At 70.1% G+C, this 25,718-nt stretch carries 20 protein-coding genes and 1 pseudogene; 13 read left to right on the top strand and 8 right to left on the bottom strand.

The window, feature by feature from the left end:
• Positions 1-86 precede the first annotated feature (86 nt).
• Genes ACFVU3_RS13785 through ACFVU3_RS13775 form a run of 3 tightly spaced genes read left to right on the top strand, consistent with a single transcriptional unit; the run spans position 87 to position 2,991 of the window.
• On the top strand, positions 87-1,106 hold the full coding sequence (locus tag ACFVU3_RS13785; protein WP_390066085.1) for an ABC transporter substrate-binding protein: 1,020 nt from the start codon (positions 87-89) through the stop codon (positions 1,104-1,106).
• Positions 1,107-1,117: 11 nt separating this feature from the next.
• Positions 1,118-2,215, top strand: coding sequence for a FecCD family ABC transporter permease (locus ACFVU3_RS13780; RefSeq protein ID WP_390066084.1), 1,098 nt, complete (start codon positions 1,118-1,120; stop codon positions 2,213-2,215).
• Positions 2,215-2,991: an ABC transporter ATP-binding protein gene (locus ACFVU3_RS13775; RefSeq protein ID WP_390066083.1), complete on the top strand. Its 777-nt coding sequence runs from the start codon at positions 2,215-2,217 to the stop codon at positions 2,989-2,991. Before ACFVU3_RS13780 ends, ACFVU3_RS13775 begins: the two co-directional genes overlap by 1 nt.
• Before the next feature lie 151 nt (positions 2,992-3,142).
• Here ACFVU3_RS13775 and ACFVU3_RS13770 read toward each other — a convergent pair whose 3' ends face one another.
• Both ACFVU3_RS13770 and ACFVU3_RS13765 read right to left on the bottom strand, forming a co-directional pair.
• Complete coding sequence (locus ACFVU3_RS13770) at positions 3,143-3,532, bottom strand: hypothetical protein (protein WP_390066082.1); 390 nt, start codon at positions 3,530-3,532, stop codon at positions 3,143-3,145.
• A 916-nt stretch (positions 3,533-4,448) separates the two neighbouring features.
• Positions 4,449-5,129 (bottom strand): NAD(P)H oxidoreductase, encoded by a 681-nt coding sequence (locus ACFVU3_RS13765; protein WP_390066081.1) that lies wholly within the window; start codon positions 5,127-5,129, stop codon positions 4,449-4,451.
• A 110-nt stretch (positions 5,130-5,239) separates the two neighbouring features.
• Here ACFVU3_RS13765 and ACFVU3_RS13760 point away from each other — a divergent pair, with 110 nt between their 5' ends.
• Together ACFVU3_RS13760 and ACFVU3_RS13755 are read left to right on the top strand one after the other, a co-directional pair.
• Positions 5,240-6,169 (top strand): AraC family transcriptional regulator, encoded by a 930-nt coding sequence (locus ACFVU3_RS13760; RefSeq protein ID WP_390066080.1) that lies wholly within the window; start codon positions 5,240-5,242, stop codon positions 6,167-6,169.
• 116 nt (positions 6,170-6,285) lie between these two features.
• Positions 6,286-6,729 carry a TIGR03618 family F420-dependent PPOX class oxidoreductase gene (locus ACFVU3_RS13755; RefSeq protein ID WP_390066079.1) on the top strand — a complete coding sequence of 148 codons (444 nt, stop codon included), beginning with the start codon at positions 6,286-6,288 and terminating at the stop codon, positions 6,727-6,729.
• Between the two features lie 78 nt (positions 6,730-6,807).
• Here ACFVU3_RS13755 and ACFVU3_RS13750 read toward each other — a convergent pair whose 3' ends face one another.
• Positions 6,808-8,496 carry an FG-GAP-like repeat-containing protein gene (locus tag ACFVU3_RS13750; RefSeq protein WP_390066078.1) on the bottom strand — a complete coding sequence of 563 codons (1,689 nt, stop codon included), beginning with the start codon at positions 8,494-8,496 and terminating at the stop codon, positions 6,808-6,810.
• A 479-nt stretch (positions 8,497-8,975) separates the two neighbouring features.
• On the opposite strand from ACFVU3_RS13750, the gene ACFVU3_RS13745 reads away from it, so the two are divergent.
• A complete protein-coding gene (locus tag ACFVU3_RS13745; RefSeq protein WP_390066077.1) occupies positions 8,976-9,443 on the top strand; it encodes a hypothetical protein in 468 nt (155 codons plus the stop codon).
• Positions 9,444-10,435: 992 nt separating this feature from the next.
• Positions 10,436-14,650: a molybdopterin-dependent oxidoreductase gene (locus ACFVU3_RS13740; protein WP_390066076.1), complete on the top strand. Its 4,215-nt coding sequence runs from the start codon at positions 10,436-10,438 to the stop codon at positions 14,648-14,650.
• Positions 14,651-15,178: 528 nt separating this feature from the next.
• On the opposite strand, the gene ACFVU3_RS13735 is transcribed toward ACFVU3_RS13740, so the two are convergent.
• The 3 genes from ACFVU3_RS13735 to ACFVU3_RS13725 all read right to left on the bottom strand — a co-directional run bounded on the left by ACFVU3_RS13735 (position 15,179) and on the right by ACFVU3_RS13725 (position 17,619).
• The gene (locus tag ACFVU3_RS13735; RefSeq protein WP_390066075.1) at positions 15,179-15,646 is read right to left on the bottom strand and encodes a hypothetical protein; all 468 of its coding nucleotides are present in this window, start codon (positions 15,644-15,646) and stop codon (positions 15,179-15,181) included.
• 289 nt (positions 15,647-15,935) lie between these two features.
• Positions 15,936-16,607, bottom strand: coding sequence for a hypothetical protein (locus ACFVU3_RS13730; protein ID WP_390066074.1), 672 nt, complete (start codon positions 16,605-16,607; stop codon positions 15,936-15,938).
• 835 nt (positions 16,608-17,442) lie between these two features.
• Positions 17,443-17,619 carry a MarR family transcriptional regulator gene (locus ACFVU3_RS13725; protein ID WP_390066073.1) on the bottom strand — a complete coding sequence of 59 codons (177 nt, stop codon included), beginning with the start codon at positions 17,617-17,619 and terminating at the stop codon, positions 17,443-17,445.
• A gap of 162 nt (positions 17,620-17,781) precedes the next feature.
• On the opposite strand from ACFVU3_RS13725, the pseudogene ACFVU3_RS13720 reads away from it, so the two are divergent.
• Positions 17,782-18,134 (top strand): annotated as a pseudogene (locus ACFVU3_RS13720) (MFS transporter); the annotation flags it as partial.
• A gap of 192 nt (positions 18,135-18,326) precedes the next feature.
• Here ACFVU3_RS13720 and ACFVU3_RS13715 read toward each other — a convergent pair.
• Positions 18,327-18,743, bottom strand: a complete 417-nt coding sequence (locus ACFVU3_RS13715; protein ID WP_390066072.1) for a PPOX class F420-dependent oxidoreductase — start codon at positions 18,741-18,743, stop codon at positions 18,327-18,329.
• A gap of 79 nt (positions 18,744-18,822) precedes the next feature.
• On the opposite strand from ACFVU3_RS13715, the gene ACFVU3_RS13710 reads away from it, so the two are divergent.
• On the top strand, positions 18,823-19,296 hold the full coding sequence (locus ACFVU3_RS13710; RefSeq protein WP_390066071.1) for a hypothetical protein: 474 nt from the start codon (positions 18,823-18,825) through the stop codon (positions 19,294-19,296).
• Positions 19,297-19,724: 428 nt separating this feature from the next.
• The gene (locus tag ACFVU3_RS13705) at positions 19,725-20,291 is read left to right on the top strand and encodes a TetR family transcriptional regulator (RefSeq protein ID WP_390066070.1); all 567 of its coding nucleotides are present in this window, start codon (positions 19,725-19,727) and stop codon (positions 20,289-20,291) included.
• A gap of 271 nt (positions 20,292-20,562) precedes the next feature.
• Here the strand turns inward: ACFVU3_RS13705 and ACFVU3_RS13700 are convergent, their stop codons facing one another.
• Positions 20,563-22,038, bottom strand: coding sequence for a serine/threonine-protein kinase (locus tag ACFVU3_RS13700; RefSeq protein ID WP_390066069.1), 1,476 nt, complete (start codon positions 22,036-22,038; stop codon positions 20,563-20,565).
• Between the two features lie 1,490 nt (positions 22,039-23,528).
• Here ACFVU3_RS13700 and ACFVU3_RS13695 point away from each other — a divergent pair.
• From ACFVU3_RS13695 to ACFVU3_RS13685, 3 genes are all read left to right on the top strand, one after another.
• Positions 23,529-23,678: a hypothetical protein gene (locus tag ACFVU3_RS13695; RefSeq protein ID WP_390066068.1), complete on the top strand. Its 150-nt coding sequence runs from the start codon at positions 23,529-23,531 to the stop codon at positions 23,676-23,678.
• A gap of 392 nt (positions 23,679-24,070) precedes the next feature.
• Positions 24,071-24,544, top strand: coding sequence for a hypothetical protein (locus ACFVU3_RS13690; protein ID WP_390066067.1), 474 nt, complete (start codon positions 24,071-24,073; stop codon positions 24,542-24,544).
• 56 nt (positions 24,545-24,600) lie between these two features.
• A protein-coding gene (locus ACFVU3_RS13685) for an IS5 family transposase (RefSeq protein ID WP_390066066.1) occupies positions 24,601-25,532 on the top strand; the annotation gives its coding sequence in 2 pieces (ribosomal slippage) (positions 24,601-24,993 and positions 24,996-25,532; 930 coding nt in all).
• Positions 25,533-25,718: the final 186 nt, after the last annotated feature.

Genomic DNA, 25,718 nt, shown 5'->3' with positions numbered 1-25,718 from the left:
GCGCGTGCGCTCCGATCTGACGCCACCCCACGGGGCAGCCGGCAGCCCTCTCTCCCCTTTCCCTGCGAACGAATAGCGTACAGACAATGAAAACGATTGCCATTCCTTCTGTCGTGATGCTGATCGCGATCACCGGATGCGCCACGGACCCGGCCCCCGACGCAGGCGCGCACGACAGGACGACGACGGCGACGAGCGCGGCGTCCCACCCCTTCACGCTCAAGAACTGCGGCACCGACGTGACCTTCAAGGCCGTGCCGAAGAAGGCCGTCACGCTCAACCAGACCGCCGCGGAGATCCTCATCCACCTCGGGGTGGGCGACCGGATAGCCGGCACGGGCTACGAGATCGAGAAGACGCCGCCCGCCATCGCGGTGCGGTACGACAAGATCCCGGTCCTCTCCGCCCCCGGGGCCGAGATCAAGCACGAGAAGCTGCTGGAGGCCCAGCCGGACTTCGTGTACGGCTCCTTCGCCAGCATGTTCACCAAGGAGCAGTCCGGCGAACGCAAGCAGCTCCACGACCTGGGCGTGCCGACCTACCTGACCGAGTTCGACTGCACGTACCACGAGAGCGTGGCGAACGCGGACTTCGCCATGCTCTTCGAGGAGTACCGCCGCCTGGGCAGGATCATGGGCGTGCCCGAGGCCGGCGAGAAGCTCGCCGCCGAGCAGAAGGCCGTCGTCGACAAGGCGGTCGGCGCCGTCCAGAAGCGGGACAAGCCGCTGAAGCTGATGTGGTTCTACTCCACGTACGAGGGCACCCCCTGGGCCGCCGGCCCCGGCGGTCTGCCGGACCACATCTCCAGGCTCGTCGGGGTCGAGAACATCTTCGCCGACGCCAAGACCAAGTGGGCCGAGGTCAGCTGGGACGAGGTCGCCGCCCGCAACCCCGATGTCATCGTCCTGGCCGACCTGACGCGCGGCGAACCCAACGACACCGCCGAGGAGAAGATCGAACTCCTCAAGAAAGACCCCCTCACCAGCAAGCTGACCGCCGTGAAGGGCGACAGGTTCATCGCCGTCCCCGGCAGCCACATGGACCCCGGCTACGGCAGCGCGTCCGTCGTCCCCGCGCTGGTCGACGGCCTCAACAAGCTCAGGTGAACCGTCACACCATGACCTCCCGTCCACAGCAGACCGCCGCGCGCACCGGAGCCCCGACCACCACGAGTGAGAAGGCTCCGGGGCGCCGGCGGCGCGCCCCGGCGGTAGCGCTCGTCCTTCTGGCCGGCGCCGCACTGCTGGCCTCGATCGTCCTCGCGACACTGTTCGGGAGCGCGGCCGTCCAGCCACTGGATGTCGTCTCGACGATCCTGCGGCACATGGGACTCGGCGGCATCGCCCCCACCGAGCCCCTGCCGGGTCTCCTCGACGCCCTCGTCTGGGAATCCCGCTTCCCGAGAGTCCTGCTCGCCGCCGCCGTCGGCATGGCCCTGGCGGTCTCCGGCGCGGTCCTGCAGGCCGTCACCAGGAACCCCTTGGCCGACCCCTACCTGCTCGGAGTCTCCTCCGGCGCCTCCACCGGCGCCGTCGCCGTCCTCCTCCTCGGAATCGGCGGCAGCGTCTCCCTCTCCACCGGCGCCTTCGCCGGCGGCCTCGTCTCGTTCGGCCTGCTGCTGCTCCTGCTCGGCGGAGGGCGCGTCGCCAGCCCCTCCCGCGTCGTGCTCACCGGCGTCCTGGTGTCCCAGTTCTTCGCCGCGGTCACCTCGGTCGTCCTCATGGTCAGCGGCGACGCCAACTCCACCCGCGGCTTCACCTACTGGCTGCTCGGCACCCTCGGCGGCGCCCGGTGGGAGGGGGTGACCGTCACCGTCGTCATCATCCTGGCCGGTGTGGTCGCCGTGCAGTTCTTCGCGCCCGCACTCGACGCCTTCACCTTCGGCTGGGACTCCGCCGCCGCCCTGGGGACCAACGTCACCGCGGCCCGCGTCTGGCTCATGGTGCTCACCTCCGTCATCACGGCGGCGGCGGTCGCCGCCTCCGGTGCGATCGGGTTCATCGGCCTGCTCGTCCCGCACGCCGTCCGGATCCTGGCCGGCCCGGCGCACCGCACCCTGCTGCCGCTGTCCGCGGTCGCGGGGGCCGTCTTCCTCATATGGGTGGACGTGTTCGCCCGTACGGCGTTCTCGCCGCACGAGCTGCCGGCCGGCGTCATCACCGCCCTCCTCGGCGCACCCGCCTTCGCTCTGGTACTCAAGCGTCTGGAGTCCTGATGGGACGCATCGACACCACGGAACTCCGCTACTCGATCAAGGGACGACACCTCCTCGACGGCATCGGCATGGAGGCCCATGACGGAAAGGTCACCGGTCTCCTCGGACCCAACGGCTCGGGCAAGTCCACTCTGCTGAGGCTGCTCGCCGGACTGCGCCGCCCCGACAGCGGAACCGTCCGCTACGACGACACCGACCTGTCCGGGCTCGGCCGGCGGGCGCTGGCACGTCGGCTCGCCGTGGTCGAACAGGATGTGACGGCCCACCACCAGGTCACCGTCCGCCAGGTCGTGGAACTGGGACGCACCCCCTTCCGCGGTCGCTTCGACGCCCTCGGCGCACAGGACCGGCGGATCGTCGACGCGGCGCTGGAACGGACCGACCTCGCCGACAAACAGCACCGCAGCTGGCACACCCTCTCCGGAGGGGAGAAACAGCGCGCCCAGCTCGCGCGCGCCCTCGCGCAGGAGCCCCGGGAGATCCTGCTCGACGAACCGACCAACCACCTCGACATCCGGCACCAGCTCGAACTCCTGGACCTCTTGACCTCCCTGGACGTCACCTGCGTCGTCGCCCTGCACGACCTGAACCTCGCCGCGCGCTACTGCGACCACCTGATCCTCCTCCAGGACGGCGGCGTGGTCGCGTCGGGCGCCCCGGAGAGCGTGCTGACCCCGGACCTGATCGAGTCCGTCTACGGCGTCGAGGTACTCGTCGACCGCGAACCGGCCACGCGCACCCTCCGCATCACCTACCTGGCGACGGCCGCGCGATAGCGGGATCGGGCCGCACCCACCTCGCCCGTGCACCCGGGCGCGGTGAGGCCCGGCCCCGGAGCGCCACGTCGATCAGTCCGCCGTCCTCCGCATAGCCGCCACCTGGATGATCAATGCCCAGGGGTGCCTGCGGAGGGCGGCGTACGGGCGGTCAGGCGTCGAGGGCGACCTCAGGGTGAGTGAACCGCAGGGGCTTCCCCAGCGACCGGGCGTAGGCGATCTCAGCCCGGGTGCTGTCTCCGACGTAGTCGCCGACGACGAGCACCTCATCGGCGAGCCGGATCTTCGCTCGGTGCAGATCGTCGAGTCGACCCTTCAGCGCCTCGGCCTCGACGGGATCGGACCAGAGTTCGTGCGGCGACTTCAGGTCGCAGCCCGGCTTGACGACGATCTTTCCGGCTCTGGTCTCCCGCAGGTCGGCCTCGGCCATCTCGGCCATGAAACGGGTGGAGCCGCAGATCACGACAATGCGCGGCAGGCTCAGCCGCTTCTTCGCGTCGGCGAGTCTCTCCTCTGGCGTGAGCGGTTGCGCGTATGACACTGGTTCCTCCTGGCGGTGTGGTCCGAAGAGCGCCTGCAGAGACGACGACGAGAGCGTCTCGACAACCTTGCCGCCGGCTTCCGCTCCAGGCCGTCCCCCGTGTCAGGGACGCGGCGGATTTCTCCGGCGGTCAGTGGCCGGGAGGTCCGGGCGTCGGTCTGTTCGGGTCGGAGTGCGACGACGTGCCGGAGCCAGTCGTTCTCGTCCTGGGCGAGGACGGCTACGGCCGCCGGGTCGAGACGAAAGTTCTCCGCCAGTCTGTCCCGTACGGCCGCATCCTCGCGCGCTGCCAGCCGCAGGGCCAGTTCGGGTCTCAGACGGCAGGTCTCCAGGGCCGTGCCCGCCGTGCCGCCGAGGCGTTCGAAACCGGCCTCGTCCAGCGGGTGGTCCTGGTGGTGCCTCAGCCGGGCGATGGTCCGGACGGCCTCGTCGGAGTCGGTGAGGAGCCGTTCCCGCAGGAGCGGCGTGAGGTGGGCCCAGGCAGGTGCGCAGGCGGCGGCCCGAACGGCAGGCACCGGGTCGGCGACGAGCGCGCGGAGCAGGGGGTGAGGGAGTCCGCGCAGCCCGGCGGCCTGGGCCCGTACCAGCGGGAGCCGCCGGGTTGGAGTCGAGGGAGTTCCAGCCCTTGACCGGCTCGACCAGGCCATCGAAGGTCGTGGACACCATCTTGCCGGGTGGTGCGGTCACGCCCGTTCGGGACCCCCGGAGCCGCGTGATGCCGGCCGCTCGTTCGTGATGACGGGGCATCTCCGGGCATCTCCGGGTCTCTGTGGGACCGCCCCGCAGAATGATTTTCGAGGTGGTCGGATCGCCCCGGGAGCGACGATCCGACGCTGTCCGGTGGCTCGGCCGAGGCCGTGACGGCGGCAGGACTCACCGTCCTGCCGCAGCGTCAGCCCACGAGATCCGCAGCGATTCAGACCGCGACGAGTTCGTCCGCGAGGAACTCGTCCACGAACGTCCGCGCCCGGCGGTCGAAGTCGGTGTAGTGCGCCTCGCGCTCGGCGCCGGCGACCGCTTCACCGACCAGCAGGTTGCCCTCGGCGTCGAGGCGCTGCGGTCGCTCCTCCGCGTCCAGGAGCAGGCCCACGGTGGAGCGGGAGAAGCCGCAGTAGTAGGCGATGCCGTCGCTCAGGTTGGCCTCGAGGACGGACTGCATCGACTCCGCGACGGGATCGTCGGAGGTGGCGCCGGCCAGGGCCAGCCACAGAATGCGCTTGCCCGCCAGGCGGGGCTTGCTGCGGCCGTAGGCGAACCCGTAGTTCCACACGCGGTCGATCCAGCCCTTGAGGATGGCGGGCACGCTCATCCAGTACACGGGGAAGACGGCCACGACGACATCGGCGTCGAGGATCCGCCGCATGTGGCTGTGCGTCTCGTCCGAGTACGGCTTCTCCCGGTTGCCCCAGTCCGGCTGGTCCTCCACGTTCATCCGCGGGTCGAACCCCTCGGCGTGCAGGTCGAGCAGGTCGATGTGGTACCCGGCGGCCTCGAGCTGGGCCGCCGTGCGGCGGGCGGTGTGGGCGGTGAGGGAGTCGCTGCGGTGGTGCGCGACGACCAGGAGGGCTGTCCTGCTGTTGCTGCTGTGCTGCGGCACGGTGTCTCCCGAGGGCTCGATCGGTGCAGTGAGTCCAGTACAGCCGCAGCTCCGTAGATGATCCATGGGAGAAACTCTCCACAACATAGGAGATCGTCTACGATTGCGCTGTGGATCCCCTGAGTTCACTGCTGAGCGGCATCCGGGCCGAGGGCTCGGTCGTCAGCCATGCGGTCCTGACGGCGCCCTGGAGCATCACCTTCGCCGACGCCGCTCCGCTCACCATGGTCAGCGTGCTGCGCGGGGGTGGCACGCTGTTGCTGTCCGACGGGACCGAGCGGGCGATCGGCGCGGGCGACACCGCCATCGTCCGGGGCCCCGCACGGTTTCGCCTCGCGGACGAACCAGCCACCGTCCACCGTCCCCACCCCGTGTACGAGATCCACTGCTTCGCCGCGGACGCCGCGTGCGCCGGCCAGGAACTCGACGGCATCCACTGGGGCACCAGCCCGGAGGGAGCGACCGCGCTCATCGTGGGCGCCTACCGCGCTTCGGGGCACCGCCACGAACGGCTCCTGCGCGCCCTGCCGCCCGTCCTGGTCGTCGCCGAGGACGCCGAGGTCTGCGCCTGGCTGGAGGAATCCGCCGCCGACGCCGCCCGGCTCTCCGCCGGTTCGCAGGCGCTGATGGACCGGCTCCTCGACTGGGCTCTGGTCTGCACCCTGCGCACCTGGTTCGACCGCGCGGGCGCCGACGCGCCCGGCTGGTACCGCGGCCTCGCCGACCCGGTCCTCGCCCCCGCCCTGCACGCCTTCCACGGGCAGCCCGCCGAAAGCTGGACGGTCGCGTCACTGGCCGCCCGGGCCGGCGTGTCCCGGGCCCTGTTCGCCCGGCGCTTCACCGAACTGATGGGCCGTCCGCCGCTCACCTACCTCACCGAGTGCCGCATGGACGACGCCGAGGCGCTCCTGGCCGACACCGACCTCAGCATCGCCCAGATCGCCAGGACCGTCGGCTATGCCGACGCCTTCGGCTTCAGCGCCGCCTTCAAACGCCACAAGGGCCTCAGCCCCAGTACGGTCCGCGCCACGGCGGTGTGAGAGGGCCTCTGATCAACGGTCACGCCAGCGGGGGGTGGCGTGTCCGTTCCGATTCGCACGGGCGGATTCCGTGGCTTCCCCCGAACTCTCTCGATCACGGTCAGTACGCTCCCAGGATGACCGCGACATTCGATGAAGCTGTCCGCGCCCGGCTGCGGGCCCCCAACATCTGGTACGTCGGAACCGTGTTCGCCGATGGAGCACCGCAGGTCAGCCCGATGTGGGTGGATCTGGAGGGGGAGGGGGAGCTGATGTTCAACACCTCCGTGGGCCGGGTGAAGGAGGAGAACCTGCGCCGCGATCCCCGTGTCTATCTCTCGCACGCGGACGCCACCGACCCCTTCGACCGGGTGCAGATCAGCGGCGTGGTGGCCCGCTTCATCGAGGGCGAGGAGGCGCACGACCGGATGGACCGGCTGGCCCGCAAGTACCTGGGCAGCGACTACGAGTGGATCATGCCCGGGGAACAGCGGGTCGCGGTGATCGTGCGCCCGGTCAAGGTACGGCACATCGTCGGGGTGGAGCGGTTCAGGCCCGGAGGACCCGCCCCTGCCCCCTGACCGGCGGGCATCTCGGAGACATCCCGCCCCCGGAGACGTGGAGAGGGGCGGGATGCCGGCCGGTCATGAGGGGCTGGATCAGGACGTGGTGACGCCCTTCCAGCCCGAGCCGATCCTCACGCGGGACTTCAGGCCGCCCTTGCCGTCGCCGTCGTAGCGCCACAGGATGCCGGCGGTGTCGGTGGCGAGGACGTCGGGTACGCCGTCGCCCGACACGTCGCCCGCACCCGTCAGGTGCAGAGCCTTCCAGCCCTGGCCGATCCTGGACCGGCCGCCCCGCTCGTAGCGGTACAGGTCTCCGGCCGGGGTCTGGCCGAGGTAGCTCTGGTAGCCGCCCGCCGTGACCGCGCCGACGCCCGTCAGGCGGTAGCCGGTATAGCCGTGACCGGTCTTCTGACGGCTCTGGAGGCCACCGCGTCCGTTGCCCGCGTACTGCCAGAGGGCGCCCGAGCGGTCGGTGGCCAGGACGTCCGGGTAGCCGTCGCCCGTCAGGTCACCCACTCCGGTGAGCCGGAGGTCCTTCCAGCCGGTGCCGATCTTCACCTTCGCCGCGAAACGGCCGTCCGCTGTCCCGTCGAGGCGCCAGAGGCCGCCGGCGGCGTCCTGGGCCAGCGCGTCGGGGCGGCCGTCGGCGTTGAGGTCGCCGGCGGCGGTGAGGCGGTAGCCCTTCCAGCCCCAGCCGATCTTCACGCGGGGCTTGAGGGCGCCCGTTCCGTTGCCGTCGTAGCGCCAGAGGACGCCCGCGCCGTCCAGGGCGAGGACATCCGCGCGACCGTCGCCGTTGTAGTCGCGGCGGAAGGTGCCGTGGGGATTCCATCCGCGCGGGGTGACCCAGGAGAGGTCGGAGGCGGTGGTGTCGGAGGCAGAGAGGATCTTGGGGGTGCTGCCGGGAGCGGTTGCGCTGCTGACCGTCGCCTGCTGCCTCGTGCCGCCGGAGATGTACGCGACGTGGGAGCCGTCGGGGGACCACTCGGGGAACATGACGTTCATGCCCTTGGACAGGGAGTACTCGCCGCCGCTGCTCAGGACGCGGGCGCGGACGTCGTACGAGCCGTCGGCGTAGGCCGAGAAGGCGATCCGCTCAGCGTTCGGTGAGAACGTCGGGTGCAGGCCGTAGGCGACGGGCTTCGGGGTGCCGCCCACGCGCGGGTCCCAGAGGTGGACCGAGCTTCCGCGCAGGAAGGTGATGCGCCCGTCCCAGGCCACGTCGACCTGGGTGTCCCAGGTCCGCTCGGGGGAGGCGAAGACGTAACCGAGCCCGCTCCCGTCGAGGTTGACCCGCATGATGCGCAGGCGGTCGTGGCCCGGCTTGGCCCGGAAGCTGAGGTAGAGCTGCTTGCCGTCGGGAGTCCAGTCGAGGCCGGTGACCCAGCCGTCGGGCTCGTCGATGTCCATGCGGACGGGGCGCGCGTTGCGGCCGTCGGCGTCGGCGACCCAGATGTCTCCGAAGCCGTCGTTGTTGATGAAGGCCATGCGCAGGCCGTCGGGGGAGAAGGCGACCCCACTGATGTCGGCCCTGGTCAGGCCCGTGCCGGTGGGCTGGAGGGTGCGCCGGTCGGTGCCATCGGCGTTGACCGTGACGATGGTGCTGTGGCGGACGCCGGCGATGTCCTTGTACTCGGTGAAGACCACGCGGGGCTTCGGCGTAACCCCGGCGGCCTGGGCCGGTGCCGTCGTCACCGCGGTGAGCGCGGCGGAGGAGACGAGGACGGTCAGGGCGGCCCCGAGAGCGCGACGGCGCCCCCGGATGCGGGTGGAGCGGGTCAAGTGATCCCCCAGAACGAACGGATGTCGTGGGACGCGTTCGATGACGTCGCCCGGGGAGTAGGACGGTCCGTCCAGTCGAAGGGTTGTACGCCGTCGGGGATGCGTACGGGCATGCCCTCGACGACCCGACGCTGCTGAGGGGTGCGTGCGGCACAGCCGTGGCCTTCGAATCGAAGAGGCATCTGCGCCCCCGCGTCTTTCATTCGAAGGGACCTTCTCATCTCCGACTCCTGCAGGCGGGTGTTCAGCGTCTGGTCGAGTGAACCCTCACGCTCACCCTTACCTTGACCTCCCGCCGGTCCAGCGAGGCCGGCAGCTGACCATCCCTGCGCGCATGGGCCAGCCAGCCAGCCACCTGCGTGCGGGCCACCATGCCTCGTCCGGGGTGCCCCAGAACTCTCTGATGGACGTCATCTCATGCGGGGGGCCTGTGCAACGATTCCTCGGTCAGGAGCGACCACGACCGGGGGCGAAGGCCGATGCAGTACGTCAATCTCGACGCACGGGTCGGCGACGCGTCAGGGGTCCTGGATCCGGCTCGCTACCTGAGCCACCTGCCCTCGATCTCCAGCGAGCTGCCGCCGGGCGCCCGGGCTTTCGCCACCGACGCGGACCACTACGACTTCCGCAGCAGGCGCTGTGTGAAGGACCTGAAGCTTCGAGCCGTCCGGGGCGCCGGCGGCGAGGAGGTGGAGGTCGAGTTCGGGCACAACTGCTGGAAGCACGACCAGGACCTGCTGATCCGCTACGCGGGGGTGTCCGGTTTCCTCGTCGATCCCGCCGACGAGGACCTGGAACCTGACCTCGGGACGGTGATTCTCGACGAGATCCTGCCGCACAGGGACGGGTGCAGCCACGAGATCGCGTGCTGGAACGGCACCCTCACGCTGGTCTGCCGTGACCTCCGGGCGACCTGGATCGAGACCACTTGCTCCAGCACGTCGTAGGCGCGACAGCGCGTGGTGATGGCCGAGCGGCTGGTGCCGTACTCATGAGGGTTCGGCGCTGCCTGCCGGCGCTTCATGAGGAGTGCCGACGGACGCGCTTCCCGCTCCCGGTTCCTGCCGCAGTGCGCGCAGCGCGGTTCGTTCCTCCGCGCGCCGCCGCAGCCAGGCACGCCGTCGCGTGCGCGTGAGGACGAGGAGCAGGACCAGGGCGAGGAAACCGCCGATGACGAGGGCGGCGCTGAGCCAGGGGAGGAAGGACAGCCGGACCGTGTTGCTGTCCAGAGTTTTCGCCGTGCCGCCGGAACCGTAGCGGTCACCGAGGAGGTGACCGCGAGGCGGCCGAGTGCGGGGAGATCTGCCAGGCGGCCGGTGACAGTGGCGCTGCCGCCGGGGATCACGGAGATCCCTGTGGGGGTGAGCGGGACGGTACCCGCGGAGACGCCGCCGGTGACGTTCAGCGTTCCGGCGAAGGTGTACAGGACGTTGCCCGCGTTGCGTACGGTCACGGTGAACTCCTCGCCGTCGCCCGCAGGCCGGTGTTCCAGCTCCGGGAGGGAGACCTGGTCCCCGGCGGTGCCGGGGACGGTGAGCTCGACGAGCCGGGCGATGCGGGTCTCGGTGAAGGAGACGGCGGGATCCGGTGCGGCCTGGGTCTCCTGGGCCCGCGCGGTCGTGCTCACACGAGATCTCGGCGCCAGATCGGACGCGAGGGACGACCGTCCTCACGATGCCCACCACGGCCCCGCGCCAGAGCCTGGTGGCAGGCCCAGGAGCCGGCCCACCGGGCCACCGGGGTCCGGGCCGAAAGCGTCCGCCACCGTGGACGATGCCTGAGCGAGCGGCCGGAGCCGCCCCCTCACCCACTGCCCCGAGCCGTCGTGCGGGGGGTGTAACCCCTGGTGTGCGGAGCACGTGATCATCCAGTAACCCCGGCTTCCTACCGTCGTCGGGTGTGGGGCTCACCCACGAATGGGCGAAGGAAGGGGCTTCCGGTGACGTCGGCCGAAGCGGGGGCAGGATCCATCCGTACGGCGTGCTCGTACTGCGGGGTCGGCTGCGGCATCGTCCTCGACATCGCGCGGGACGGGACGACCGGGCGCAGGCGGGCCACGAAGGCGACCGGGGACAAGGCCCACCCCACGAACTCCGGGCGGCTGTGCACCAAGGGATCCACCAGCGCGGACATGATGGCCGCTCCCGGCAGGGCCGCCACGGCCCTGGTGCGGGACGAACGGGGCAGCACGCCGGTGGCGACGGACGTCGACACCGCGGTCGAGGACGTGGCGGGGCGGCTGCGGGCGATCCTGGACGCGCACGGGCCCGACGCGCTGTCGTTCTACGTCTCCGGGCAGATGTCGCTGGAGGCGCAGTACCTGGCGAACAAGCTGGCCAAGGGCTTCGTGCGGACGAACCAGATCGAGTCCAACTCCCGCCTGTGCATGGCCTCCGCCGGAACGGGATACAAGCTGTCGCTGGGCGCGGACGGGCCGCCGGGTTCGTACCAGGACTTCGATCACGCGGACCTGTTCTTCGTGATCGGCTCCAACATGGCCGACTGCCATCCCATCCTCTTCCTGCGCATGACGGACCGGATCAAGGCGGCCGGAGCGAAGCTGATCGTCGTCGACCCGCGGCGCAACGCCACCGCCGACAAGGCCGACCTCTTCCTCCAGATCAGGCCCGGCACGGACCTCGCGCTCCTCAACGGCCTGCTGCACCTGCTGGTCGAGAACGGGCACGTGGACGAGGCGTTCATCGCCGAGTTCACCGAAGGGTGGGAGGAGACGGCAGCCCTGCTCGCCGACTACCCGCCCGCCAGGGTCGCCGAGGTCACCGGCATACCCGAGGAGGACATCCGGCGGGCCGCCCGGTGGATCGGGGAGGCCGGTGAGTGGATGAGCTGCTGGACGATGGGGCTCAACCAGTCCACGCACGGCACGTGGAACACCAACGCGCTGGTGAACCTGCACCTCGCGACCGGGGCGATCTGCCGGCCGGGCTCCGGTCCGTTCTCGCTCACCGGCCAGCCCAACGCCATGGGCGGCCGGGAGATGGGATACATGGGACCCGGGCTGCCGGGGCAGCGCTCGGTGGCCTCCGACACCGACCGGGCCTTCACCGAGGAGCTGTGGGACATCCCGGAGGGCTCGCTGCGCACCGACGTCGGACGGGGCACCGTCGAGATGTTCGAGCGGATGGCGGCCGGGGACATCAAGGCGTGCTGGATCATCTGCACCAACCCGGTCGCCTCGGTCGCCAACCGCAAGACCGTCATCGCGGCCCTCGAAGCCGCCGAACTCGTCATCACCCAGGACGTGTTCGCCGAGACCGAGACCAACGGGTACGCGGACGTGGTGCTGCCCGCGACCCTGTGGGCGGAGTCGGACGGCGTCATGGTCAACTCCGAGCGCAACCTCACCCTGGTCCGGGGTGTCGTCGACCCGCCCGGCCAGGCCCTGCCCGACTGGGAGCTCATCGCACGGGTGGCCTGCGCGATGGGCTTCGCCGCGGCCTTCACCTACGGCTCCGCCGAGGAGGTCTTCGAGGAACTGAAGCGGGCGTGGAACCCGCAGACCGGCTGGGACCTGCGCGGAGTCTCGTACGAGCGGCTGCGCGACACCCCCGTGCAGTGGCCGGCCCCCACGATCGACGGCCCCGACCGCAATCCGGTCCGCTACCTCAACGACGGGATCAGCCAGACCCTCCTGGAGCGTGCGGACGGCAGCCGGCCGCGCCTCGCCTTCCCGACACCGAGCGGCCGGGCCCGCTTCCTCGCGCGGCCGCACCTGCCCGCCGCCGAACTCCCCGACGACGACTACCCCTTCGTCCTGAACACGGGACGCCTCCAGCACCAGTGGCACACCCTGACCAAGACCGGGAAGGTCGCCAAGCTGACCCGGCTGAACCCCGGACCCTTCGTCGAGGTCCACCCCGACGACGCCCTCCTGCTCGGTGTCACCGAGGGCGACCACCTGGAGATCGCCTCCCGGCGCGGGCGCGCCGTCCTGCCCGTCCTGGTGACCGACCGGGTCCTGCCGGGCAACTGCTTCGCCCCCTTCCACTGGAACGACCTCTTCGGCGAGTACCTCAGCATCAACGCGGTCACCAACGACGCCGTCGACCCGCTCTCCTTCCAGCCCGAGTTCAAGGCATGCGCCGTGACCCTGACGAAGACGACCGCGCCCGTGCCGCCCGTCCGACCCGCGGCGGTTCCGGCGGACGCGAGGAAGACGGAGACAGCCACGGACACCACCGCCACGGACGAACCGACGCGCGCCCTCGCCGCGCTGCTCGGCGTCGCAGACCTCACGCCCCCCGCCTTCACCGAGCCGGAGCGCCGCTACCTCGCCGGCTACGTGACCGGGCTGTCGACCGCGCCCGCCCAGGGGCGTGTCCCGGTCCTGCCGGCCTCCGCACCCTTCGCCCCCGACCACGGCATCTGGGTGGACGGAGTCCTGGCAGGCATGTTCTCCCGTGCGGACGCGGCCACGCCCTCCGCGGCACCCGTGCCGGCACCGGCACGCGTGAACCAACCACCGGAGCCCGCGTCCCAGGTGCGGCGCCTTCTCGTCCTCTGGGCCTCTCAGACGGGCACCGCCGAGGAGTTCGCAGCGACCGTCGCCGCCCGGTGCTTCGCGTCCGGCCGGGAAGCCGTCCTCGCCCCCATGGAGGCCGTCGCCCCCGCGGACATCGGCTCCGGTACGGACCTTGTGGTGGTGACCAGCACGTTCGGGGACGGAGAGGCTCCGGACAACGGCGCCGCGTTCTGGCAGGCGCTCAGCTCCCCCGACGCACCCCGGCTGGAGGGGGTGCGGTTCTCCGTCCTCGCCTTCGGCGACTCCAGCTACGACGACTTCTGCGGGTACGGGCGTCGCGTGGACGAGCGGCTGGCCGAGCTCGGTGCGACCCGCTTGCACCCCCGTACCGACTGCGAACCCGACCACGAGGACGGCTCCGCCGCCTGGCTTGCCACCGTCGTGCAGCTTCTCGCCGCCCCCGTCGCCGCCCGCGTTCCCGCTCAGGTCCCGTTGCCGGGGGAGTCCTCGGCGGCCTCTTCCGCGCCGATACCGGCCGTCGTTCCCGCGCCGTACTCCAAGGCGTCGCCGTTTCCGACGCTGCTCGTCGGGAACCGGCTCCTGAGCCTGCCCGGTTCGCAGAAGGAGGTGCGGCAGTTCGCCTTCGACACCCGGTGCGGCGAGCTCGCCTACGAGGCGGGCGACGCCCTCGGGGTGTGGCCGGCGAACAGCCCCGCACTCGTCACCGAGTGGCTGGCCCTCACCGGTCTCGACCCCGCCGAGCCGGTGGCCGTCGGCGAGGGCGGTCCGCTGCCGCTGGCCGAGGCTCTGCGGACCCGCCTCGACATCGCGCGCATCACGCCGGACCTGCTTCGCTTCGTCGCCGACCGCACCGGCAGCCAGGAGCTGAAGCGGCTGCTGCGCCCCGGGCACAAGGACGAGCTCGCGAAGTGGAGCTGGGGCCTCCAGGCGGCCGACCTGATCGGCGCGTACCCGGTGCGCGCCTCCACCGCCGACTGGGCCGGCGTCCTCAAGCGGCTCCAGCCGCGCCTGTACTCGATCTCCTCCAGCCCCCTCGCCCGGCCGAGCGAGGTCCGCCTCACCGTCTCGGTGGTTCGCTACGCCAACGATCGCGGCCGTGCCCGGGCCGGTGTCTGCTCCGCCTATCTCGCCGATCACGCCGACGACGGCCCGGTCCCGGTGTTCGTGCAGCGCGCCCCGCACTTCCGGCCGCCGGCCGATCCCGCCGCTCCGCTGATCATGATCGGCCCGGGGACCGGAGTGGCGCCCTTCGTCGGATTCCTGGAGGACCGGCTCGCCCGCGGACACACCGGCCGCAACTGGCTCTTCTTCGGCGAGCAGCGCGAGGCCACCGACTTCTACTACCGCGAGGAACTGGAGGCCCACCGGGCCAGTGGCCACCTCGACCGGCTCGACACCGCGTTCTCCCGCGACCAGCGTGCCAAGGTCTACGTCCAGGACCGCATGCGCGAGCACGGCGCCGTCCTGTGGTCCTGGCTCCAGGAGGGCGCCCACTTCGCCGTCTGCGGGGACGCGGCGCGCATGGCGAAGGACGTCGACCGGACGCTCCGGGAGATCGTCGCCCGCCACGGGCGCATGGGCGACGAAGGGGCGGACGCGTATGTGAAGCAGATGTCCGCCGACAAGCGCTATGTACGCGACGTCTACTGAAGCAGAAGCGGAACCTCGAACGGGCTCGTCCCGCCGCGGCGGCCGGGCCCACGAGCGCCGGCCCGAGGCGCGTCCCCGCCGGAGTCAGAGGGCCGCCGGCCGAAGAGCCCTCACCGCGAGAGCATCGGTCAGCCGGCGGAGAGGGAGATCTCCGGACGCATGGAGCTTGCTCATTCGAAAGGTGATCGAAGAGAGCGCCCTCGCCAGCCGCCATTCGCCTGACCTGCGGACACCTCCTCCAGCCGGGACTTCGGATCCGCCGATGACTGGGCCCGTGCGAGGCCACTGCTTCCCTTTCACTCCTTCATCGATGTCAACTGCCGCCCGCTGTCCATGAAATCCATGCCGACTGCCCAGGAAGCCGGGGATCAGCAGTGGGCGGATCTCCGATTGTCAGGCGCCGCGCCACCTCCGGAGGCCCACCTCCGAGGCGGTGCCAGAGGCGATATCCGCGACCGGATCAGCTATTGAACTCGTATGAGTGCTGTCGGGCTGGACGGCTGTCCTTGGTTCCTGCTGAGACCTGAGTCAGATGTGGGCTCTGATCTGCTTCACCGGGTGCCCGAGTGTGTCGCCGAGAGCGACCAGGTCCTCGTCGCCGAACCAGTCACGTTCGGGGTTCCAGATTGCGATCTCGAAGCGGGCGAAGCCGCACGGCCAGTCGTAGTCCAACACATCCAGCGACGTGTCGGTGCCGCAGCACGGCACTTCCACGACCAGGGTGGTGAAGCCGTTCTCACCGTGGCTTTCCAACAGGTCGGCGTACCACTCGGTGTCGATCGAGGCGCCGCAGTGCGGGCAGCCGATCCGTTCCAGGTTGTCGCCGCAGTCGACGGGGGTGAGGGTGTCGTGCCAGGTGACGTCCATCTCGACCTCCACGCCATCGGGCAGGCCGGGAGCCAGGTCCGCGGCGAGCGCGGCAGTCCGCTCAGCCGCCGTCCGGTCGGGCTGCCACTGGGGATCGGTCGGAATGATCGACAGGACGTCGTCGCTCACGGGCTCTCTCAATTCGTTGGGTACAGGCGTTCGGCAGGGTGCCGCGAGCGTAGGGCCACGTAGCTGGCCGGCCGTTCCCTGGGTTCGATACTCATGGATGGCAAGGCCAGCGCCGGCGAGGCAGACGTCGACTCTGTCCGGTCGGTACCGGATCTGCTTGAGCCTGCGCTTCACGGCCCTGGTGATGTCGCCGAGGTCGGCCGCTGCGAGGTTGCCGCGCTGCGCACCCGCCGCGCCGGCAACCCAGCACCCGGCGGGCCGCAGCAGCGGCCGGATCGAACGACCTCGCTCAGCCCCGCCCAGCAGCCCCGACCGGAACGGCGAGGCCAGCGGCCTGGTAGAGGCCACGGCCGGCGCGGGCGGCCCGAGAGGTGCCCACGAGACGGTCGAGCGTGCTGCGGACGGCGTTCACGGCGCCCGTCGAGGAATCGCGGCCGAGCGCCTGAGCGACGTCCCGCGCGCGCATCGGGGTCTCCGGCGAGCGGGCGAGAACGGCGATCACCTGCTCGGTGAAGCCACCAGGGTCCTTCGCGGCGGGAGCGGCCTTCGATGCGGAGGCCGTGACGCGAGGCTTCTTCGCAGAGGAACGTTCCTTCCGGCTCTCGGCCTTGGCAGGCGCCGTCTTCCGCCCGCCGGCCGCGCGCGTGGTCGCGGCCTTCCGGGGCGCGGGGACCGGACCGGCCTCTTGAGGCGTCACCGCCTCGGCCGGATCGACGGCGGTTACGTCCTCCACCGCGGCCGGTTCGGGCGCGACCTGCGCGGTCTGCGCGGCACGGGGGGCAGGCGTCTCAGCCAGGGTCAGCAGAGCGCTCAGCGCCGTACGGACCGACAGGACGCGCTCCGAGACCGCGGCCAGCTCCTTCTCGAGCTCCTGCTGAAGCTGCTCCAGTTGAGGAAGCTCCTGTTGGAGTGCCGCGGTCGTGGCGTCGATGCTGTGAACGGGGGTGGGAGAAGCAGACACGGACGGCTCCTTGAGAGAGGGGGGCCGGACAGAAGGAAACCAGCCATTTGATGTGCAGGGTACGGGTTCTTGGGCGGCGCATGAGCGGTGTGTGCCAAATCCACTCCGTGTGAGGGAACGCCCGACTCCGTCGTCGGTCTGCTCTTCATGGCCACGAATCCGAGAGGGATCTGCGGGCACGACGATGGAGTGGGCGGCCATGCCAGGCGCCGAGGTCGGTGCGATGCGGCCCATGGGAGAGGCCGGCGAGAGTCGGCGGCGACGGCCTGACGGGTGGTGTCGAGGCAGAGACCACCACTGAGGCGGCGAACCCGCCGGATCGCGTCGTACGAGACACGACCCGACAGACGATCCAGGCCGGCGAGGGGTTGCCTCGGGCGCAGGGTTGGCTTGAAGAAGTCGGCTCGTGCGCGCCGCGATGGACGCAGCAGGAGGTGGAAGACGGGGCGGAGCGCCGCGACGACAGGTGTTCGTGTGCGGAGCCGGGCATCGATGGCGCTGACGAGCCAGAGGTGTGCGGTGGGCTCGCGTGGTGGACGCGTCGACGAGTCGCCCGGGGAGATCGAAGACTCTCTTCCGAGACCGGCGTGATCTGCTCAGTGATCCGTTTCGGGCGACCTCTCAAGGCTGGTGGGGTAGATCGTGTGCCAGTGCCGGCTGAACAGACCAGGTCGTCGATGACGTGAAGCAGGGACTGGCGCGTGTTCTCCAGGCGGGCGCCGGCGGGGGTGGTGGTGCCGAGTTTCCGGGCGGCGATCTTGCACGCCTCGGCGATCCGGGTCTGGGCGCGCGCGCCGACCGCGATGGACTGGAGCCCCATGTCGTCGTCGATGGGCTAGCGTTCGGCGCGGCTGTGGAGGTTGCGTTCGCGTGTGATGAGCGCCTGGTTCTCCAGGTAGCCGACGGCCTTGGAGACGGAGGCGGGGCTGACGCGCAGGCGTCGCACGAGTTCCGCGGAGGTCAGGCTGCCGCTGTCGGTGGGGAACAGCGCGGCGAGCACCCTGGCCATCATCGGGGGAGTCCGGCCTGCACCATCAGCTCCGTGCTCCGTGCTCCGTGCTCCGTGCTCCGCGCGTCCACCTCGTCCATGAGGCGTGGATCGCGCTCGCCGGGTGCGCCCCTTCCTGCTGGCGGTCCTGAACGACTCCATCAGCCACTCGCGCTGCTCCGCGACACCGTCGCGGGCATCGGAGCCGGCACGGTGATCGCCGCCTGTTCAGCTTCATCCTGGCCGCGGTCGACGATGACGAGATCGGATCCGCATCCGGTGTCCTGTCGGCGGTCCAGGCGGTCGGCGGTTCCATCGGCGTCGCGGTCTTCGGCTCGGTGTTCCTCGCCCAGGCCAAGACCGGTCACCTCACCGGCGGCTTCCACCGTGCGCTGCTCGTCCAGGCGTGCCTGCTGGTGGTCTTCATCGCGATCACGTTCCTGCTGCCGACCAAGGGCCGCCCCGAGGACGAGCAGCACGGCATCACCCCCGAGACGGCCGCCGGCGACTCCGGCGCAGAACACCACCTCGCCGTCTGAGTTCCGGCCGGGGACCGTGGGCGACAACCAGTCGGATGGGCCGCCATTCGGGCCACTGTCTCGCGAGTCGAGTACGAGTGGAATTGACTGACCGCATGGTTGATTGTCGGGGCAAGGCTTCCCGGGCTCCGAAGGTCCGGCGACACAGGAGGGGGCGGGGCGCGGATCGGGCGCGGCGGGACCGCGCGAGGGTTACTCCGTGAGTCGGATCCTGATGCCCACCGTGCGGTGCCCGGGCCCCTTCAGTCTGCTGCCCAGCAAGCCGACCCGCGCGACGAGACCGTACTTGCGCTTCATCAGGTCGAGATAGTGAACGGTGTCCTGGTCGCCAGGCAACTCGGCGATACCCGGCACGGGTTCCCCCCTCGGGGTCCCTCGCCAGTCGCAAGGGGCGACGGTCACCCGGCCGCTGTTGCGGATCCGTTTGACCTTGCCGGCGTCGGCTGCGCTCCACACGGCCAGGCAGTCCCCGTCTCTCATCGCCCACACCGGAGTGGGCACTGCCCGCCCGTCCCGACGGAACGTCGTGAGAAGGACGTAACGAGAAGCCGACAGTCGCTCAACTTGGCTGCCCGGTAAGGGTGCTGAGGGAGATGGTGAGGTGTTCATTGCTCTAGCATAACTGGTTAGTTAATTCACTGTCGCCGCGAACCGACGTGGCGTCCGTTCCCATGACGAGGAGTGCTACGTGCTGAAGTTCGCCTGGGCAGTGCTCGCCGGGTTCGCCCTGGGCACCCCGGCCGTACCCTTCGGACTCTCGATCTCCCTTGCCCCACCCATCGCTCTCGTCGCCGTGCTCCTCGGTGCGGCCGGGTGTCTGCTGTCCGCCGTCTTCGCGGCCGGGTGGCTGCGTACCCGATGGCTGATCTGGCGCTCACAGCGGCGGCCCGTCACCACCGGGTCGCCGCCCGGGGGCCGTCGCCCCCGCATCGACGGACGCGCCGGCCTGCGGGCCCGACGTGTGGTGAACCGGTACGGCGTGATCGGCTTCGGCATCATCGGGCCGGCGCTCTTCGGCACCTGGGGATCGGCCATGCTGGGCACGGCGCTCGGCCTGCCCCGGTGGCGGTTGATCGGCTGGCTCATGGCAGGCGTCACCCTGTGGTGCACCGTTATGCTGCTCGCCTCCGAGGCGCTGATCGACGCCTTCGGCCTGCGGTGACGACACACGCCCCTGACCGGCCCGGGGCCGCGAGGTCCAGCGGGAGTGCGGTGAGGCACAACAGGTACCCGCGGAGGCGGGCGACGGGGTCTGGAGAGCGCGAGTGATGACGATGCGGAACACGACCGTGTGCGCGTCGCATGTCTTGCTCTTGGCCCTGGAGGTGCCGTTCCACCCCTTCAAACGGGCGACCTGCCTCGGGTTGATCGCGCAGACCTGGTACCGGCGGCGCTCAGTAGCCTGCACCCACGACCGGCGGCTGGTTTCGCCCCCACCAGCGGTCCGGCCTCCCGGCAGACCATCGGCGGCACGGTCCGACCGCAGACTCACCATGGTTCCGGCGGCTAATGGCTCACCCCACCGGCGGCAGCGGCAACGCGTCTCGACGCCCCGGCAAGGGTCCATGAGGCGCTGTTAGCATGATTCTCATGTCCCGAGCCGAGGCCACGAAGGCGCGTATCCTCCAGGCGGCGACCGAGGAATTCGCGGCGTATGGGATCGCGGGAGCCCGCGTCGACCGGATCGCCAAAGCTGCCTCGGCCAACAAGAACCTCATCTACGTCTACTTCTGCAACAAGGACGGTCTCTTCGACGCCGTCTTCGACGCACACGTCGGGCGGGGCCTCGACATGGTGCCCTTCACACCTGACGACCTGCCGGACTATGCGGGGCGACTGTTCGACTTCTACCAGAAGCACCCTGAGGTGCTCCGACTGGCGACGTGGAACCGACTGGAACGCGGCACTGCCGTGGAACGGGACCCCGCCGCCGCCCAACCGGCCCGTGACGACAAGCTCGCCTCGCTGGAAGCGGCCCGGAAGGACCGAGAGGGCACACCGGGCCTCGCCCCGGCCACGCTTCTCACCCTCGTCCTGGCCATCGCCTCGGCCTGGAGCCCGACGAACGCCGCGAGCATGCCGGCGACGCCTGTCCTGACGTCGAACCTGGCGGAATGCCGTAGCGCGATCGTGGAGGCTGTGCGACGCCTCCTGTGACGGGCAGTGTGCGTCACGCGCTTGCACCACGGACGAGATGGTCGCGCCCGCGTGGGTGGCCGACGGACTGCCGGTACGTCGACTCCTTCCCGTCCAGCACTCCAGCACCCGTTGGACTCGGCGGAGCAGACCCGGCGGTCATCCAGCCGCTTACGCCCCCGCAACGACACCGGCAGCAACGGCCGGACGAACTCCCGCTCGGCAGCGAACAGTTCATGGCGACCTATCACGACACCATGATCCGCCACGGTGTTCATCTTGCAGGCACTGCCTAGCCGTGGTGGTTCTGCGGCCCGGCGGAGAGCGCGGCCCTGCGGGCGGCTGAATCGAGCCAGGGCCAGATGGAGCCTTCGTTGGTGAGGTCAGCACGGTAGGCCACCGCCAGTCTCACGTAGCGGTCTGCCCTCCAGCTGTACCGCCGTCGGTGGCTGCGGTGGACCTCGTCGGGACAGGGGACGAGGCCACCCCCGTCGCGGGCGCTCCAGATGGTCAGGCGCCAGGCGCCGCCCCCGTCGCCCAGGTACCCGTGCGCGTCCCGGGCCATCGCCCAGTCGGGGAACGCGAAGACCTGGAGGCAGACGTAGAGAGGGTTCTCGGGCGTGGCGTGGGGACCGGGCTGCTCCACGTAGACGCCGACGACCATTCCGGTACAGTCGCGGCGCGCGAGTTCCCCGACCAGGTCGCTGGGGCCTGCTTCACGGGAGTGGCCGGTGTCCTCGGCGATCCGCGCGAACTCGATGTCCATGTCGTTGGTGAAGCGCCGCGGCAGCAAGGCGTCCGCGGTGAACGGCGTCTCGTCGGTGGAGGCGTGGTTCCAGGAGTCGGGAGAGGGCGGCCGAGGCTCGCGCCGTGTGTCGTCCATCAGGCGGGTGCGCGGGGTCGGGGGCACCACAGTGGTGGGAGCCTCGGCTGCCGCGCACGATGCCAGGAGTGCTTGAAGCCGCTGCTGGACCTGGTGTGCCGACTGGGGGCGCTGGTCGGGATCGCGCTCCAGTAGTTCGGCGACGAGCGCGGTCACCTCGGGCGGCAGGCCGGGGCGGAGCGCGTCGAGGGGCGGGGCCCCTTCGTCGAGCTTGCGCCGGACGACGGCGATGCTGTTGTGCCCGGTGAAGGGCGGCCGGCCGGCGAGCATCGCGAAGAGCATCCCACCGAGTGCGTACAGGTCGGAGCGTTCGTCGCCGCGTTCCGTGAGGAACTGCTCCGGCGCGCCGAACTCCGGTGTTCCGGCCGGGGCCAGTTGGGAGGAACGCGCCACGGTGAACGCGGCTTGGACGAACCCGGCGATCCCGAAGTCGATGACCTTCACCAGCCCGTCGCCGGTGAGGATGACGTTGTGGGGCTTGATGTCGTAGTGGATGACCTGGGCCCGGTGCGCGGCCTCCAGCGCTGCGCAGACGCCGCTGGCGATCGCCACGGCACGCGTCAGAGGGAATGGACTTTCGGCCTGGAGACGCGCTGCGAGCGTCTGGCCGTCCACCTTCTCCATGACCAGGAACAACACCTCGTCGTGGACGCCCCGGTCGTACAGGGCGGCGACGTTGGGGTGGACGATCTGGGCCGCGGCCACCGCCTCGCGCTCGAACCGCCGGGGCAGGTCGGCATGGGTGATTCCGTCGAGATCCAGCAGTTTGAGCGCGACCTCGCGGTGGAGCACGCGGTCCCGCGCGGCCCACACCTCGCCCATGCCGCCCCGCCCCAGACGACCGATCAGCTCGTAACGGTCCGCGATCAGCTTTCCCCGCTCCACGGGGCCAGCATACGAGGCGCCTCCACACGTGCGAAGACGGCGGACACGGCGGCCGCCGCGCCGTCTCTCCAGCCCTCTCGGCGCACACGCGGGTGAGTCCTGGTGACGATGTGGGTCAGACCTCAGCCGACGCGCGAGGACGATCGCACCGGAACTGGTGACGGTCCGATGCTGTTGGTCGGCTCCCTGCTTGCATGGGGGATGGACCCGCGGTGCCGTGTGTGGGGTAGTGGGGCCGTGGCAGGATGACGGCATGTCGATCCGAAGGGCTGATGCCGCGTAGGCATCCGAAGGGTCTGCGCGCGGAGCGCCGGCGGCCCAGGCGAGGGGTTCCGGTTCGCCGGATCCGTGGTGTTTTTGCGGCGACTCGTGTAGCGATCCGGAAGCTGGAAGAAGAGCGTCTGTGGCCGGGAGCTGTGGCCGCTGCCCTGGCGGAGTGCCGGCGGTATCTGAGGCAGCAGCCAGGGGGCTTTCTGCCGGATCCGGTGACGGGTTGCGACTGGTGTGATCCTCTGGTGGCGAGAGACTGTCTGGAAGATGTGCTGCTGTGGCTGCCGGGTGGTGCTCGCGCTGACCTCGGCAGACTCGTTGCCAGGTTGGACGCCGAGTTCGATCGCAGGGCTGTTTCCCTCGGCTTTCACCTCACGCCGACAGCTCCGTTCGGTGCCTGGGGATATTGGGCGCCGGCGATTCACGGAGAACTGAGTGGCGGGTGGCCTCTCACTGTCCGGATGTTCAGGCGGCAGCCTGCTGCCCGCCGCGGGCGCGGGTCGTGGCGAGGCGACAGGAGTCGATGACGGCCACGAAGCGAGCTCCCCGTCGATCTCAAGACTCGGCTCTGGTACAGACCTTGGGTGGCTGTCACGGAGCGTCACCTTGGGATGCGATGGTGAGGGGCTCGGTGGCGTGAGACCGCGTACACCTTGCCGGCTGGCGTCCGGAAATCGCGCTCCATCAGATCCTTCCTCGTCGCTGTTCCGGTCGGTTGTGGACGGCGCTGGTCATGCAGACCGATGCACCGTCCTGGGACTCGCTGGTGTTCGGCGGGATCTACGAGGTGGAGGTCGAGGCGGTTACGGCCGTGTTCGGCACGGTCGGGGTGCCGGCGAGAGGCCGCACGGCCGGGGCGGCATGTCTCCGGACCGCGGCCACATCTCGGACCGGATGTACGACCGTTACCAGCGCAGGCTGAAGGACCTTCCGCTCGCCGAGCAGGGCTTCGTGATCCGGCTGACGGTCCGGCGTTTCATCTGCGGGTCGGCGGACTGCCCACGCCGGACGTTCGCCGAGCCGTTCTCCCGGCTGGCCGCCCCGCACGCACGGTTCATCACGCGGCTCAACCACGTCCTGGAGCGCGTGGGGATCGCCCTCGCGGGGCGGGCCGGCGCTCGGTCGGTGGCCCAGCTGGGTCTCGGCACGGGCAGGACAACCCTGTCACGCAGGGTCATGGCATGGCCCGATCCACGCCCAGCACTCCACGGGTGCTGGGCGTGGACGACCTCGCGATCCGCCAAGGCCAGACGGATTCCACCGTCTTGACCTGCGTCGAGGACCATCGCGTGGTCGATGTGCTCCCGACGCGTGAGGCCGGTCCGCCGGCCCCTTGGCCGGTCCATCACCCCGGCGTGGACATCATCTGAGCGCCGCCTCCTTCGGCGACCGGTCTACCCTCTACGCCGTGACATGGAACGAAGCTGAGTACGTCGACTACCTGCAGTCCGAGCGGCGTGCCTACGCATGGGTAATGCAGCATCACGGTGGGCGGACGCCGGAGGAGGCGAGGGAGGCCGCCCTGGCGCACTACCCGTACGAGTCGGCTGAGACGTCGTTCCGCGGGCTGATCTTTCACGACGAGGCATGGCACTGGGCAATGATGTCGATCCACGGGGATCGGTACGTAGTGGAACACCCCGAGCTGGTTCATCCGTCACCTGGCTACCTAGGACTTGTCCGGGCGATCTTTGAGGCAACGGCGCCCAACACCCGTGAATCTCGTTATCGAAGGTCTCGTCGAGTGAGGTAGAAGGGCGGCATGGACACCGCCGTACTTGAGCAGATGCTGGACGAGACCTTCGATCACGCTGTTGTGCACCACGGATACACCAACTACATGCGCGACTACGAGGTCATCGTCTACGCGACGGCTGATCCCAGTACCGGCATCGCGTCGTCCCACCTGCGGTATCTCTTCCGGTACTGCGTTGAGGCCCGGTGTGAGACCTCAGTGCCGACGGAGACCTGGCGGGTCTCCTTGGACGACCGGCTCATCGACCACGAAACCGGTATCGACCTCGACGGATACGTCTGGGGCGTGAAGTGGCACGCCCTGTACCCGGGAGCCAAACTCCTTCCTGAGTCCGAGGCAACCCGCCGCTGGTCGAAGGCCCTCGGGATCGACTTTCACGAGGTGCGCATGGAAACCAACGCGCACAACGTGACCTTGCTCTTCTCGGACCTTCAGGTGAGCGAGGTCCCGGTCGGATACGCACCCTTCGTCACGGAGTAGGGGTCAAGGCTCGTGTGATCTTGTGACTGCCGTCTGCCCGGGTCGTTCTTCCGGCCATGGGGCGGGGTGATCTGAGTGATGCTGAGTGGGAACGGCTGCGGCCGTTCCTGCCGGTCAGCAACGGGCGTTGTGGCCGGTGGCGGGACCACCGGCAGGTGATCGACGGGGTTCTGCACCGCGTGCGGACCGGCGTGCAGTGGCGTGACCTGCCCGAACGATTCGGGCCTTGGAAGACTGTTTATGAACGGCACCGGCTGTGGTCGGCCGACGGGACGTGGGAGCTTCTGCTCCAGCAGGTCCAGGCCGCCGCCGACGCCGCAGGCGAGATCGACTGGGATGTTTCCGTTGACTCCACCATCGTGCGGGCGCATCAGCATGCCGCGGGTGCCCGCACCGGCCCACCTCCCGCCCCCACCTCAAAGGGGGCCGAAGGGGCAGAACATCAGGACGAAACGCCGTGGCAGAGCCTGCAGGCCCGCCTGGCGGAGGTGGTGCAGGAGGTGAGGGCCTGGGCCGCTCGCGCGGCGGCTTCACCACCAAGCTCCACCTGAGTGCAGATGGCCGCTGCCGTCCGCTGTCCCTGATCGTCACGCCAGGTCAGCGGGCTGACTGCACGCAGTTCAAGCCGGTTCTGGAGAAGATCCGTGTCCCGAAGATCGGGCCGGGCCGGCCCCGCAAAAAGCCCGACAGCGTCGCCGCCGACAAGGCCTACAGCAACCGACCCTGCCGCGAGTACCTGCGACGCCGGGGCATTAGGCACACCATTCCGGAGAAGACCGACAGCCAGGCCTCCCGGCTCCGCAAAGGCTCATACGGCGGCCGACCACCCGGCTTCGACGAAGAGCAGTACAAGAAACGCAACACCGTCGAACGGGCCATCAACCGGCTCAAGCACCACCGAGCCGTGGCCACCCGCTACGACAAGCGCCGATACGTCTACCTCGGCACCGCAACCGTCGCAGCCCTCACGATCTGGCTCCGCACGTGATCGCCCGGACAAGTCCTAGCCCTTGAGTAGCCGATCAACGAGCGCACCCGAACATCGAGGTGACGCTCCGCGACCGCTCCCCAAGCTGTGTGCCAGAACCCAAGACTCGGCGACGTCCCTCTCCGCTGAAAGTCGGCGCTCGTTCCCGTGTGCGCCGATCCCGTTCCTCGCTCGCGCAGGGATGGC

Origin of the sequence: Streptomyces sp. NPDC058052 (assembly GCF_042885515.1) — a bacterium.
GTDB lineage: Bacteria > Actinomycetota > Actinomycetes > Streptomycetales > Streptomycetaceae > Streptomyces.
This window is presented reverse-complemented; position numbering and strand designations above follow the sequence as displayed.